Here is a 13,137-nt window from a genome sequence, read left to right on the forward strand (position 1 = left end):
GGGGCGTGGGCGGGGATGGACGAAGGGGTCATCAGCCGATCACCACCCGGGGACGGGAGCGCACCGCGTCGGAGATGCGCAGCAGGAACGCCACGATGATCCAGTTCGCGATGAGCGACGAGCCACCGGCCGCCAGGAAGGGCGTGGTCAGACCGGTGAGGGGGATCACCCGCGTGACACCGCCGACCATGATGAACACCTGCAGCGCGATCGTGAACGAGAAGCCGGTCGCGAGGAGCTTGCCGAAGTCGTCCTGACCGGCGAGGCCGATCCGGATGCCGCGGCTGGCGAACACCATGTAGAGCGCGAGGATCGCGAACAGGCCCACCAGACCCAGCTCTTCGCCGAGGCTGGGAATGATGTAGTCGCTCTGCGCGAGCGGAGTGATCGACGGGCGCCCCTGGCCGAGGCCGGTGCCGAAGAGACCGCCGTGCGCGAGGCCGAAGATGCCCTGCACGAGCTGGTAGCTGCCGCCCTCGCGGTTGACGACGTCGGGGTCGAAGGCGTTGAGCCAGTTGGCGAAGCGACCGTTGACGTAGGGCAGCACCTGCGAGGCGAGGAACGCCCCGCTCGCGACGAGCACCAGACCGATGAGCACCCAGCTGGTCTTGCCGGTGGCGACGTAGAGCATCGCGACGAACATGCCGAAGATCAGCAGGCCGGTGCCGAGGTCGCGCTGCAGCACGATGATGCCCAGTGAGACGAGCCAGATGACGAGCACCGGACCGAGCTCGCGGGCACGGGGCCACGTCATGAAGAGGAAGCGCGTGCCCGTGGAGGTGAGGCTCTCGCGCGTGCGCACCAGGTAGCCGGCGAAGAAGATCGCGAGGCAGATCTTTGCCAGCTCGCCCGGCTGGAACGACACGAAGCCGAGCGAGACCCACACGTCGGCGTTCTGATCGGTGCCCAGGCCCGGGACGAAGGGCAGGAGCAGCAGCAGGATGCCGGCGAGGCCGAACAGGTAGGTGTAGCGGAACAGCACGCGGTAGTTGCTCACGAAGATGAGCACCACCAGCGCCAGCACCATCGCGATCGCGGCCCATGCGATCTGGCGGTGGCCGGTGGCATCCCAGCCGGAGGCGCCGTCGGCGAGGTCGATGCGATAGATCATCGCGATGCCGAGGCCCGTGAGCACGGTCGCGATGGGCAGCACGAAGGGGTCGGCGTCGCGGGCGCGCAGGCGCAGCGCCACGTGCGTGATCAGGGCGAGCACCGCGGGGATCGCCGCGAGAGTGAGGAACCCGGGGTCGACGGTGCCGTTCACGCCGAGTTGCACGAGGGTGACGGCTCCGCCGTACACGGCGATGGCGAACAGCAGCAGGCCGAGCTCGCGGTTGCGCTGCTTGGCGGGGGTGCGGATCTTCTTCAGGGCCCGCATCACGGCGGTGTCGGTGGACACGGCATCCGGGGTGCGGGTCAGCTTCTGGTCGGTCATCCGCTTCCCTCCTCTGCGGGGCGCAGGCGATCGACGATGAGCTCGGCGTCGGAGAGAGATCGGGCCGAGATCGTGGCCTCGACGGTCTCGCGGTCGAACTCAGAGAGGTCGGCGAGCACGATGTTGGTGTCTTCGTAGACGGTCGACAGCGAGATCGGTCCGATGGACTGCTGGATGCCGCGGTAGATCACGACCGAGTTGTCGTCGGCGCCGACGTAGTACCGCGTCTGCGTCCAGTTGTATCCCGCCCACAGGCCCAGGCCGATCGCGGCGAGCACCACGAGCAGGGCGGCGAGCCAGCCGAGGCGACGACGACGTGCGCGACGACGGTCTTCTTCGATGAGCTCCTCGAGGAACTCGGCGGCGGGCTCGAAGTGCGTGGGCTCGTTGGCGACCTGGCGCGCGTGGTGCAGCCAGTTCGAGCGGCCCGGACGTGCGGCGGGCACCACCACACCGCTGGGGTTCGAGGCCGAGCCGACGATGGTCGGCGTGCCGATGAACACGGGGTGCTGTCCGCCCACGTCGACCAGCACGACCGTGACGTTGTCGGGGGCGCCGCCGTCGAGCGCCTGCTTGAGCAGGGCGTCGGCGGTGCGCGCCGGGGGCATGCCGAGCGCGAGCGTCTTGGCGGTGTGCGTGTCGTCGACGACGCCCGAGAGGCCGTCGGAGCACAGCAGCCAGCGGTCGCCGTCCTGCGTCGGCATGATGAAGCTGTCGACCTCGGGGTCGGGATCCATGTCGCCGAGCACGCGCATGAGCACCGAGCGCCGCGGGTGGTACCGCGCCTCTTCGGGGGTGATGCGACCGGAGTCGACCAGGCGCTGCACGAAGGTGTGGTCGGCCGTGATCTGGGTGAGGGTGTCGTCGCGGTAGAGGTAGATGCGCGAGTCGCCGATGTGGCCGATCACCGCGTAGTCGTCGACCATGACGAGAGCGCTGACGGTCGTGCCCATGCCCGCGAGCTCGGGACGGCGGGCGACGGTGTCGATCAGCTCCGCCGCGGTGTCGGCGAGGGCGTCGCGGATGGCGTGCTCGGCTTCGGACGGCGTGCGGAACGGCTGGTCGAGCTCGGTGAGTCGACCGATGGCGATGCTCGACGCGACGTCACCGCCCGCGTGGCCGCCCATGCCGTCGGCGACCACGAAGAGATTGGACCCGGCGTAACCGGAATCCTGGTTGTTGGAGCGCACCTTTCCCGTGTGGGAGATGGCGGCGCTCGAGCCCTGGAAGACCATGGGGGAGGGTTACTTCCTCAACTCGAACGTCGTCGCGCCGACCTTGATGGGCGCTCCCACCTTCACCTGCACGGGTGAGGCGACGCGCACGCCGTCGTGGGACGTGCCGTTCGTGGAGTCGAGGTCTTGCAGCATCCACTGGTCTCCCCACAGCACGAGACGGGCGTGGTGGCTGGAGGTGTAGTCGTCGCGGATGACCAGGCCCGACTCGCTCGAGCGACCGATCGTGAGCGGCTCGGTGCCCAGCGGCAGCTCGAGGCCGGCCTTGGGGCCGCTCGTGATGACGATGCGCGACACCGCCGAGGTGGTGGCCAGGCCGCCGACCGGCGCCGGGGCGGGAGCCGCCGGGCGCTTGACCTGCGTGGTGACCGCGTCGGGCGCCGCCGTGGGAGCGGGGGCTGCGGGGGCGGATGCCACGGGCTCGGGGAGCTTGCGCACCTTGACCCCGAACAGGTCGGCGCGCAACGAATAGACCACGCCGAACACGAAGAACCACAGCAGGACGAGGAAGCCGCCCTGCAGAAGAAGAAGAGTCAACGGACTCATGACAGGGGTCCTCGTTCCCGGACGTCGAAGATGCGCGTGGCGTCGGAGGCCGACGCGCGTCGCGGCGGCTGCGCCTGAGCGACCACACGGAACACGATATTGGTACGGCCGATCGAGATCGTGGAATCGGGGGGCAAGGCCGCCTCCGACACCTTGCGGCCGTTGAGAGTGGTGCCGTTGGTCGAGCCGAGGTCGCGGACCATGGCCCGCTCGCCGTCCCAGAGGATTTCGACGTGCTTGCGGCTGGTGCCGGCGTCGGGGATCGTGATGTCGGCGTCGCTTCCGCGGCCGATCACCGTGCGGGCGCCGGTGAGCGGATGCCGCTTGCCGTCGATGTCGACGACGCCGCGCCACGCGACCTGGCCCTCGGTGGTCTGCGAGTCGACCCGCAGCGTTCCGGTGGACAGGCTGGAGTCGCGCTCGATCGTGATGGCGACCGGGCCGGCGAACGAGTACCCCTGGGTGCGCGCGTGCTTCTTCACCAGGGTGTCGAGCTCGTGCACGAGGGTCGAACCGAGGGCGCTCATCTTCTCGTCATCGGCCGGCGACAGGCGCACCGAGAACGTGTTGGGCGCGAGGATGCGATCACGCGTGACGACCACAGCCTTCTTGTCGAGCTCGCTGCGCAGAGCGGATGCGATCTCCACCGGCTGGATGCCGCTGCGGAAGGTCTTCGCGAACGCACCGTTGACGGCGCGTTCGAGACCCTTCTCGAAACTGTCGAGTAGCCCCACGAGACTCCTTCAGGCAGGCAGACCAGTAGGCACATCGTAGTCAGCACGGCTGGGCAGGTCATGGAAGCGGTCATCGGGGCCCGCGATTCGTGACGGAGTCGGGGCCGTGATATTCTCGGGAAGTTGAGTTCGCGGCATCCGTGCCGCATCTCGCGCGAGTGGCGGAATAGGTAGACGCGCTGGCTTCAGGTGCCAGTGCCCGCAAGGGCGTGGGGGTTCAAGTCCCCCCTCGCGCACAGAACGAAGAAGGCCCCGGGTTCATCCCGGGGCCTTCTTCGTTTCGTGCGCGAGGGGGAGGGCTATGGACCCGTGAGGGTTGGGCCCCTGGCGCCCGAGAGGCTCCGCGCGCCGCGTAGCGGCGGGTGGAGGGGCACCAGGGAAAGTCCCCCCTCGCGCACAGATGAGAAAAGACCCCCGGGTAGGTCCCGGGGGTCTTTTCTCATTTCTGCGACAGGGACGAGATTGGGGCCACGCGGGAAGGGCCTCTCATCTTTCTGAAACGGGGCCGGTGACGAAGCACCCGCTGGTGGATTCGACACTTAGAACATGCGCGAATGTGTCGACACCGACCGTCACCTTGGTTTCGGGATCCCCGCGCCTAGGCGTGAGGAAGCGATGGGTTCCGTCACCGGGAAGGACTTCGTCCGCATCGTCACCGAAGACGGCCCAGTCGCCGCGTGACGTGAAGGCGTCGTCGATGGCGTCCAGGATCGACTGCTCCGTTCCTGGAGCCACCGGGGTCTCGACGCTCATCCGCCACGTGTCCCAGGTGTTCCACGAGTAATCGACCGACGAGCAGCCGGAGGGCGCAACCTCGATGGGGCCAGGTGTCGCGAGAGATGCAGCGCTGAGAACATCGTTCAGATTGGTGAGAGCAGTCGCCTTGGCGTGTTCGGAATCAGCGTCCACTTCGGCCTGGGTGACGTTTGATGGCAAGCACCCCGTCAGCGCAACAGCCAAAGCGAGGCACATTGCGACGGCGGCGGGTCCCCGAGACCTCGCGCGGGCTGCTGCAGTCATCGGAGACAGCGAAGCACACGCGCATTCGTCACCGGAAGGCCCGGTGACCGCCGATGTCCCGTAACCGCGTTCAGGATCTGGTGCCGGCACCGACGATGCCGAGGATCGAGCCGGGGTGATGCGCCGCTCAGCCCGCGATGCCCTCGTACGAGAACGACCGCAGCACCGCCGGTCGACCCGTGCCGGGCATGGGCTCGATGCCGACGACCCGGCCCGTGAAGCCGCCGGCGACCTCCGTCGAGACGTATCGACCGTCCATGCGGGCGATCTCGACGAACCCGTCGTCGGTGACGATGCCGAACTGCAGGTCGTCGGCGACGGGCGTACCGCCGTGTGGTCCGGGGGTGGGCAGAGTGGAGCGCAGCGCGAGCGTCGCGGGCCTCGTCGCCGGGAGCGGGATCGCGCCGAGGTCTTGCGTGAAGGGTCCGACGGTGGCGTGGGCGACCGCGTGGCCGTCCCGACACTCGACGGCGACCCAGTGGTCCTCGTCCATGCGCAGAACGAGGCGCGCGTCGCCGGGTTCGACGTCTGCTCGCGCTTCCCACTGCTGATCGCGCACTCGCGTCGCGAGAAGGGAGCGATACCGATCGTCGGACGGTTGATCGATGACGACTCCGCGCGGTGACGCGCTCGTGAAGTCGCCGGGGTGGCGTCCGGGGGCGATCCAGCGCAGGTCCAGACGATCGGCGGAGAAGTCGTCGGTGAACGAGGTCGACACCGGGGCGATGTCGAGGTTCTCGTCGACGACGGGCCAGTCGTCCTCCCACGACACCTTCGCGAGGAAGGTCTCGCGGCCGTTGAGGTGGAAGCCCGGGCCGGGTCCGACGGGTCGCACTCCGAGGTAGACGATGTTCCATCCATCCGCCGTCTCGACGAGGTCGGCGTGGCCGGTGTTCTGCACGGGGTCGGTCGAGCTGCGGTGGCTGAGGATCGGATCGCCCGGATGGAACACGAATGGTCCGGTCGCGGCGCGGGAGCGAGCGACGGTCACCGCGTGCCCCCGCTCCGTTCCGCCTTCGGCGAGGAGCAGGTAGTACCAGTCGCCGCGGCGCAGGAGGTGCGGTCCCTCGGGGTGCGCGAGGCCGCTCCCGGTGGAGAGGAGAGCGGGCTCGGAGAGCAGATCGCCGGTCTCGAGGTCGACCGACGCCTGCATGATCGGCGCGTCGGCACGGCCCGTGGCCCAGGTGACGTAGCAGGTGCCGTCGGCATCCCAGAAGAGGTCGGGGTCGATGCCGATGGCGCCGGGCACGCGAAGCGGTGGACCCCAGGGCCCCTCGGGGGAAGCGGCGGAGGTCAGCAGCTGCCCGTCGCCGACGGTGTTGATGTCGGTCGTGATCACCCAGAATCGGCCGTCGTGGTGGCGGATCGTCGGGGCGAAGATGCCGGCGCTCCCCGCCGACGAGGGAAAGGAGAGGTGGTCGCGGTCGGCGAAGACGTGCCCGATCACGCTCCACGACGCCAGGTCACGGCTGTGGTGGACCGGAACACCCGGGAGGTACTCGAAGGTCGAGGTGATCAGGTAGAAGTCGTCGCCGACGCGGCAGATCGAGGGGTCTGGATGGAAGCCGGGGAGGATCGGCGTGGCGCTGATGACGGTCTCCTTCGACGTCGCGGTTCGATCGGTGGGGGCGACCTACCGAAAAGAGTTCATATGCAAGGTTTTCGTGTCGCGCGCGCTCGCATCAAGTGACGCGTCGTACTCCTCGCACCATACGAGCTTCAGCGTGGCAGAAGAGGCCGTGCCGGCGGCATCCAATCTGCGCGCGGAATCACGCAGAGCCGACGGCTCGATGAGCCAGGTCGAGGCGTCGTGCAGGCGCCACTGGTCGCGCACGCGGCGGGCGTAGGGGCGGGCGCGCCAGGTCATCCACACCCAGGGCGCGAGCCACACGATCGCACCGATGGCCGTGCTCACCTCGACGGATGCGACGTGATGGGCGGCGACGGCGGCCGCGATGCCGAGGAAGAAGCCGACGTACGGCCAGATGCCCGACAGGTGCCACGCGAGGCGCGAGCGATCATCGCCGTCCGGAGGAAGGATGCGGAGGTGCTCGGCGACCAGTCCGTGGCCGCTGAACCGCCGCTCGTAGGAGCCCCACGGTCCGTTCACGCGCAGCGGGAAGTCCCGATCGTTGAAACGCATGCGCTCATCGTCTGTCGCCGGGATCACGCGCGCGTCGATCCTCGCGAGAGCCATACGCGCGGCTGCCCGGCCCGGTGGATCACAGGGTCTCGCCGTCAGCAGACCGTCAGCGAACCGGGGTCGACCGTAGGGATTCCGTGAGGACGCGAGCGTTCCGTCCCGGGCTCGCGTAGGACAGGAGGATGAGCGCACTGACCCTCATCACCCGTTTCACCTCCGGAGTGCGCGTCGAAGGCGACCGTGGCGGTCTCGCGTGGGACGGAATCGACGCGGGCATCGGGACGGCGCCGTCGACCCTGCTGTACGGGATCGATCTGCGTTCCACTCATCGCGGGCGCCATCTGCGGCACGCGGCGCACGGGCGGCTTGCTCTTCTCGACGAGCGGCTCAGTTCGGGTCCGGACTACCGCCGGGTGCTGGTCGTGGTGTCGGTGGCGTGCGCGCGCGACGCGGAGTACGCACGCCCCCGACTCGAAGCGGCTGCCGAGACGGTGCTGCAGAGTGCGGAGCGCCGGCGAGGGCACTCGATCGCGCTCGCCGTGGTCGTCTGCCCCGTCTCTCTCGACGCCGCGACCGTCCGATCCCACCTGTGCGACGCCGCGACGGGCATTCCGGATGGAGCGTGCGCGGCCCTATGGGACGACGTGCGCGCCGAAGGGTTGCGCCGTGCCCTGGTGCGTCAGCACCTGTGACGAGCCGATTGTCGGGCGAGATGCCCTGTCCTCAGATGGCCGCGCGGGTCGTCGTGCGCACGCGATACAGGCTCGTCGTCGCCGTGATGAAGAGGTCGGTGCCGTCGTCGCCCCCGAAGCAGAGGTTGGCGACGGGTTCGGGGACAGGCAGGAACAGCAGCTCCGCGGCATCCGGATCGAAGACGTGCACTCCGTCGCCCGCAGACGACCAGACCCGGCCCCGTTCGTCGACCGCGATGCCGTCGGGCATGCCGTCATCGATGGTGGCGAAATGTCGGCCGTTCTCGGCCCCCGCTCCGGCGTCGACCACGTCGTAGGCGCGGATCCAGTGCCCCGGCCCGTCGTCGAGGCCGATGGCGGTGTCAGTGACGTACACGGTCGATCCGTCGGGTGAGAACGCCAGACCGTTCGGCTGCACGATGTCGGTGATGACGGGGCGGATGCCGTCGGCCGCAGACCACCGGAAGACAAAGCGACCGTCGTACTCGCGCTCGCCGAGGTGGCCCTCGTGCGCCTGACGGATGCCGTAGTCGGGGTCGCTGAACCAGTACGAGCCGTCGGGGGCGATCGCGACGTCGTTGGGGGAGTTGAGCCTCTTGCCCTCCCACTGCGCGACGATCTCTTCGAGAGAGCCATCGGGGAGCTCGCGTTCGAGGCGGCGGCGCCCGTGCGAGCACTGCACGACGGTGCCGTCGGCGTCGAGGACGCGTCCGTTGGTGAACTCGACGCCCTCGCGGTGGACGATCGTGGTGTCACTCGCGGAGTCCCACTCGAGGATGCGGTCACCCGGGATGTCGCTCCACCGAAGGCGGCGGGTGGTCGGGATCCACAGCGGTCCCTCGCTCCAGGTCGCGCTGGTCCACAGTCTGTCGACGCGGCCGTCGTCCTGCACCAGGTCGGCACGGGTCATGGGATCGGTCCCTTCTCTGAGGTGGTGGGGAGCCCGGACGGGCATCGTATCCGGCGGGATTCCGCAGCCGCCGTGGGGAGGTCCGTGGGCGCGGGGTGGGGGAGTCGGCATCCAGTCCCGCCTCCGGAAGAAGAAGCCCGTCGCAGGCCGCGCCGCGCACCCGTAAGGCATGAATCACGGATTGCGGCGAGAGGCAACCCACCCTGCTTACGGTGTATCTGGGAGGAAGCTGAGTACTACGAGAGCTTCGCCTTGAGCGGGCATCGGTTCACACTCGCGAAAGGAACACATCATGGGATTCTTCGGATTTCTTCTCCTCGGCCTCATCGCCGGCGCCATCGCCAAGCTCATCCTGCCCGGCAAGCAGGGCGGCGGCTGGCTCATCACGCTCCTGCTCGGCGTCGTCGGCGCTCTGCTGGGCGGGTTCCTGGGTGGCCTGCTCTTCAACGCCCCGCTGCAGGACTTCTTCTCGATCCAGACGTGGCTCCTCGCGATCGGTGGGTCGATCATCGTCCTGCTCATCTACGGCCTCATCGTGGGACGCCGCACCGCGCGCTGACCAACACGCGAAAGGCCCGGGGCGGTGGACCGTGCCCCGGGCCTTTCCGCGTCCGCGGGGTGACCCGCGCAGGACGGCGGCCGTGCGGGGCCGCCCCCGATCCCAGCCCCGCACGGACGAGACGGCGAAACGAGCCAGTCGCCGTGGCAGCAGTCTCGTCCGCGTCACGACCCCGGTCATCGGGGGAGTGCGCGGGATCACGGCCGGCCCGCCGACTCGAAGCGGGCGTTTTCGTCCGATCGGACTACTTCTCGCGCCGGATCAGGCCGTTTCGCGCCCCCCAGAGCGCCAACTGCGTGCGGTCGTCGAGATCGAGCTTCCGGAGCGCGGAAGCCGTCTGGCTGCGAACCGTGTTCACCGACACGGTGAGATGCCGGGCGATCTCGTCGTTCGAGGTGAGCCCGCTGCTCAGCAGCGATACGACCCGCAGTTCGGCGGCCGTCAACAGAGCCACCTGCTCGGGCTCGGCCGGCTGTGGCTTGGCCGCGCGCAGCTCACGGATGAGGCGCGGCGCCACCCGGGGTGAGATGGTTGCCGTTCCCGCGGCCGCGCCACGGATGACGGGCAGCAGCTGATCGCTGTCGTGGCCCTTGAGCAGGTAGCCGCTCGCGCCCGCCTCCAGCGCCTCGACGACGAAGGCGTCGGACACCTCGCTCGTCAGGAGCACCACGCGGCAGGTCTCGTTCGCCTCGCTCGTGATGAGGCGCGTGGCCTCGATGCCGCTCATCCCCGGCATGTGCAGATCCATGAGCACGACGTCGGCCCGCTCCGCCCGCGCGAGAACGGCGGCGTCGCGCCCGTTCGAGGCCTCTCCGGCCACGCGGATGCCGGCGGCGTTCTCGAGCCGCAGACGGATGCCGCGACGGACGGTGCGGTTGTCGTCGACGATCAAGACGCGGATGTCGGTGTCGCTCACGGCGTCGGCACCGGGGTCTGAGTGGCGTGCACGCTCAGCGGGGCCTCCGTGACGACCGCCCATCCGCCGGAGGCGACGGGGCCCGCGGCGAAGGTGCCGTGCAGCAGGTCGACGCGTTCGGCCATTCCCGCCACACCCCATCCGAGTCCGTCGGGCGTCGCGTCCGCCTCGGAAGCCGGGGCCTCGGCATTGGCCACCACCACTCGGATCGAGGAGTCGGTGACGCGGACCTCGACGGTGACGGCGGCGCCGGCCGCGTGCTTGCAGGCGTTCGTGAGGGCCTCCTGCACCACTCGGTACGCGGTCGTCGACACCATCGCGGGCAGGTCGTCGACCGCTCCGTCGACCTCGCGCGTGACATCCATGCCGCGCGACGCCCAGTACTGCACGAGCTCGTCGAGCGAGCGCAGGTCGAGGGTCGGTTCGGCGCGGGCGTCGTTCTCGGCGCGCAGGTCGCGCAGGGCGGCGTAGAGGCTGGCCGAGGCGAAGCGCCCCTCGGCGCGCATCTCGGCGATGAGGGCCGACGCCTGCTCGGCGTCGAGGACCTCGATGTCGACGGCGGCATCGGCCAGCGACAGCAGCCCCGCGAGGTGCTGGCCGGCGACGTCGTGCAGTTCTTGCGCGATGCGCGCGCGCTCGAGGGTCTTCGCGTGCTCGAGCTCGGTCTCGTGGCGGGCCGCGGCGGCGGAGACCGCGGCGCGGGCGCGATGCAGACCGCGCATGCGTCGAGCCCACCAGACGCCGAGCGCGGCGGCGCCGACCACGGGGGCGGCGAAGGCGAGTCCGGTGCTGAGTACGAAGCTGCCGGTCACCCCGAGGGGAGCACCCGTCGACAGCGACCACAGCGAGAGGACGCCGACCGTCGCGCCGATCGTGACCGCGCTCCAGGCCGTGGCGACCGCCGGACGCCGGCTCGCGGCGAGGAAGAACACCGCCACAGCGACGACGGGGGGAAGCCCTCCGAGCCAGCGCGGAACCTCGAGCCCGACGACGAGTACGAGGTAGCAGGCTGTGGTGCCGACGACCGCGACCAGGGGGAGGCGGGTCGCGAGGAGCAGGAAGCCGCTCTGCACGGCGCAGCCGAGCACGACGAGAGCCGTCACGACGCCGAGGGGGATCGGGTAATCCCACACGACGTCGCCCTGCATCGCCCCCGCGAGCGGATCGGAGATCGACTGCAGCGTGGTGACGACGAAGACGATGAAGGCGAAGACGACCATTGCCCGAGGGCGACTCAGGATGCTGGTGAACCCCGCGGTGTCGGCCGCGGTCTCGACCGCCCCCCGGTCGTGATGGTCGTCTGTCGTCCCCACCGCGTCACTCTAACGTCGGCGGAAGGACGTACACCACGTCGGCCCCGTCGCGCCCGTGCTCGACGAACCCGAGCCGTGCGAGCACGTCGTGGCTCGGTTCGTCGTCGGCCGCGACGCACGCGTAGAGCGGTCGCTCGGCCTCGTGCACCGTGACCATGCGCAGCGCTTCGGTCGGCGCCTCGGGGTCGGCGTCCGGACGGACGGCGAGCAGGACCTCGCGATCGCCGTCGACGTCCATGGCGGCGGCGACGCCCACCACACTGTCGTCCTGCACGATGGCGTGCGCGGACACGGCGTCATCGGCCAGCCAGGCGTCGAACGCCGCACGGTCGTCGAACCGCGCGCGCGACCACGCCGACGAGCTCGAGCGGACGGCCTGGAAAGCCGCGTCGGTGGTGTCGGGGGCGAGGTCGCGCAACTCGATGTGGGGCATGCGCGTCACGCTATCGCGAGGGTCCGGCGGGTCCGAGGCGTCTTGCGTGCTCAGGCGAATCCGTGCAGAGACAGGAAGGTCCACGTCGCGCCGTTGGTGTCGCGGCGCGCGACCTGATCGCGCAGGTGTTCGAACAGGACCGACCGCGTCTCGGTCGAGGTGTACCAGCCCTCGAGGTTGCGGCGGAGCACCAGATCGGTCTGCTCGAGCTGCTTGCGGAAGACGACGTTGCGCGAAACGGCTACGAGGTGGGTGTGCAGGGCGAGCGCGGCCAGGACGTACGAGGGGGAGTCCTCCGCGTCGCGCAGCCCGTCGACGTGCGAGACGATGCTCTGCACCTCTTCGTCGCTGCAGCGGGGGAGCGCGATGTGCATGACGGCCGCGATCGTGTGCGCGGCGTACTCGCGCATGTCTCCGCGCGCTCGCTCGCTCACCTCCGACACCCGGGTGTACCGGTTGGCGGCGACCTCGACCATGCCGATGCGCTCGAGTTTCTGCAGGGCCTCGCGCACGGGGGTGCGGGAGATCCCCATCAATGCGGCCAGTTCGACGTCGCGCAGACGGTCTCCCGGCTGGAGGCGACCGTCGACGATCGCCTCGCCGAGGGCTCGGTAAGCCTCGTCGACGAGGGCGGAAGCACGCCGACGATCGTCCATCAGGCGAATTTTACGACCCTCGGTTATCACAGAACACGGCAATAACTCGCTGATTCTTCGTTTTCGTGTCGCGAACGGGCTCCGGCGCCGGTATTGTCATCACCGTCACGCCTCGCGTGACATATCCGGGGGGATCCGTCGACGCCCGGGCTTCGAGCTCTGCTCAGCCCGGGCGTCGTATGGGCTCAGGGCTCTTTCGGCCCGCCGGGGTCTCCCGGAGACGTCCCGCAACGTTTATGTCACGGACCTGTGCGCCGATGCGGCCCGGCCGTTACTTTGGGCTCACTGACCGGCGCGCTCGGCGCCGGCTGAAGCGGAAAACGGCAACACGATGAGCACGCAGGGCACGGTCAAGTGGTTCAACTCGGAGAAGGGCTTCGGTTTCATCGCTCCCGATGACGGGGGTCAGGATGTCTTCGCGCACTACAGCGCGATCCAGTCGGGCGGTTACCGCTCGCTCGAAGAGAACCAGCGCGTCGAGTTCGAGGTCGCGCAGGGCCCCAAGGGTCTGCAGGCGGAGAACATCCGCCCCCTCTGATCCGTGT

15 protein-coding genes and 1 tRNA gene are annotated in these 13,137 nt (G+C 69.4%); 4 read left to right on the top strand and 12 right to left on the bottom strand.

The window, feature by feature from the left end; translation table 11 throughout:
* Positions 1-31: 31 nt before the first annotated feature.
* From LPW41_RS01530 to LPW41_RS16965, 4 genes are read right to left on the bottom strand one after another with little or no spacing between them, the layout of a single operon-like run.
* Positions 32-1,435 carry an FtsW/RodA/SpoVE family cell cycle protein gene (locus LPW41_RS01530; RefSeq protein ID WP_144830886.1) on the bottom strand — a complete coding sequence of 468 codons (1,404 nt, stop codon included), beginning with the start codon at positions 1,433-1,435 and terminating at the stop codon, positions 32-34.
* A complete protein-coding gene (locus LPW41_RS01535; protein ID WP_144830883.1) occupies positions 1,432-2,670 on the bottom strand; it encodes a PP2C family serine/threonine-protein phosphatase in 1,239 nt (412 codons plus the stop codon). The genes LPW41_RS01530 and LPW41_RS01535 overlap by 4 nt, the downstream gene beginning before the upstream one ends.
* A 9-nt stretch (positions 2,671-2,679) precedes the next feature.
* A complete protein-coding gene (locus LPW41_RS01540) occupies positions 2,680-3,216 on the bottom strand; it encodes an FHA domain-containing protein (protein WP_144830879.1) in 537 nt (178 codons plus the stop codon).
* On the bottom strand, positions 3,213-3,950 hold the full coding sequence (locus tag LPW41_RS16965; protein WP_144830875.1) for a DUF3662 and FHA domain-containing protein: 738 nt from the start codon (positions 3,948-3,950) through the stop codon (positions 3,213-3,215). Before LPW41_RS16965 ends, LPW41_RS01540 begins: the two co-directional genes overlap by 4 nt.
* 152 nt (positions 3,951-4,102) lie before the next feature.
* Here LPW41_RS16965 and LPW41_RS01550 point away from each other — a divergent pair.
* Positions 4,103-4,186: transfer RNA gene (locus LPW41_RS01550), tRNA-Leu, on the top strand.
* A gap of 250 nt (positions 4,187-4,436) precedes the next feature.
* Here the strand turns inward: LPW41_RS01550 and LPW41_RS01555 are convergent.
* The 3 genes from LPW41_RS01555 to LPW41_RS01565 all read right to left on the bottom strand — a co-directional run bounded on the left by LPW41_RS01555 (position 4,437) and on the right by LPW41_RS01565 (position 7,113).
* Complete coding sequence (locus LPW41_RS01555; protein ID WP_154097001.1) at positions 4,437-4,970, bottom strand: hypothetical protein; 534 nt, start codon at positions 4,968-4,970, stop codon at positions 4,437-4,439.
* A 127-nt stretch (positions 4,971-5,097) separates the two neighbouring features.
* Positions 5,098-6,561 (bottom strand): glycoside hydrolase family 43 protein, encoded by a 1,464-nt coding sequence (locus LPW41_RS01560; RefSeq protein ID WP_144830869.1) that lies wholly within the window; start codon positions 6,559-6,561, stop codon positions 5,098-5,100.
* A gap of 42 nt (positions 6,562-6,603) precedes the next feature.
* Positions 6,604-7,113, bottom strand: a complete 510-nt coding sequence (locus LPW41_RS01565; RefSeq protein ID WP_230703937.1) for a DUF6611 family protein — start codon at positions 7,111-7,113, stop codon at positions 6,604-6,606.
* Positions 7,114-7,295: 182 nt separating this feature from the next.
* Here LPW41_RS01565 and LPW41_RS01570 point away from each other — a divergent pair, with 182 nt between their 5' ends.
* Positions 7,296-7,805 (top strand): hypothetical protein, encoded by a 510-nt coding sequence (locus tag LPW41_RS01570; RefSeq protein ID WP_230703938.1) that lies wholly within the window; start codon positions 7,296-7,298, stop codon positions 7,803-7,805.
* Positions 7,806-7,836: 31 nt separating this feature from the next.
* Here the strand turns inward: LPW41_RS01570 and LPW41_RS01575 are convergent, their stop codons facing one another.
* Positions 7,837-8,715 (bottom strand): SMP-30/gluconolactonase/LRE family protein, encoded by an 879-nt coding sequence (locus tag LPW41_RS01575; RefSeq protein WP_230703939.1) that lies wholly within the window; start codon positions 8,713-8,715, stop codon positions 7,837-7,839.
* A gap of 292 nt (positions 8,716-9,007) precedes the next feature.
* Between LPW41_RS01575 and LPW41_RS01580 the strand changes: the two genes are divergently transcribed.
* Positions 9,008-9,274, top strand: coding sequence for a GlsB/YeaQ/YmgE family stress response membrane protein (locus tag LPW41_RS01580; protein WP_136586355.1), 267 nt, complete (start codon positions 9,008-9,010; stop codon positions 9,272-9,274).
* Between the two features lie 244 nt (positions 9,275-9,518).
* On the opposite strand, the gene LPW41_RS01585 is transcribed toward LPW41_RS01580, so the two are convergent.
* Genes LPW41_RS01585 through LPW41_RS01600 form a run of 4 tightly spaced genes read right to left on the bottom strand, consistent with a single transcriptional unit; the run spans position 9,519 to position 12,592 of the window.
* Complete coding sequence (locus LPW41_RS01585) at positions 9,519-10,190, bottom strand: response regulator transcription factor (protein WP_230703940.1); 672 nt, start codon at positions 10,188-10,190, stop codon at positions 9,519-9,521.
* Positions 10,187-11,503, bottom strand: coding sequence for a sensor histidine kinase (locus LPW41_RS16970; RefSeq protein WP_230703941.1), 1,317 nt, complete (start codon positions 11,501-11,503; stop codon positions 10,187-10,189). Before LPW41_RS16970 ends, LPW41_RS01585 begins: the two co-directional genes overlap by 4 nt.
* A 4-nt stretch (positions 11,504-11,507) precedes the next feature.
* Complete coding sequence (locus LPW41_RS01595; protein WP_144830850.1) at positions 11,508-11,936, bottom strand: hypothetical protein; 429 nt, start codon at positions 11,934-11,936, stop codon at positions 11,508-11,510.
* Positions 11,937-11,986: 50 nt separating this feature from the next.
* Positions 11,987-12,592, bottom strand: a complete 606-nt coding sequence (locus tag LPW41_RS01600; protein WP_144830847.1) for a GntR family transcriptional regulator — start codon at positions 12,590-12,592, stop codon at positions 11,987-11,989.
* Positions 12,593-12,923: 331 nt separating this feature from the next.
* Here LPW41_RS01600 and LPW41_RS01605 point away from each other — a divergent pair, with 331 nt between their 5' ends.
* Entirely contained in the window at positions 12,924-13,130 is a 207-nt protein-coding gene (locus LPW41_RS01605; RefSeq protein ID WP_144830844.1) for a cold-shock protein, read from the top strand.
* The last annotated feature ends 7 nt before the right edge of the window (positions 13,131-13,137 follow it).

It is taken from the genome of Microbacterium sp. JC 701, assembly GCF_021026215.1.
GTDB classification, from domain to species: Bacteria; Actinomycetota; Actinomycetes; order Actinomycetales; family Microbacteriaceae; genus Microbacterium; species Microbacterium algihabitans.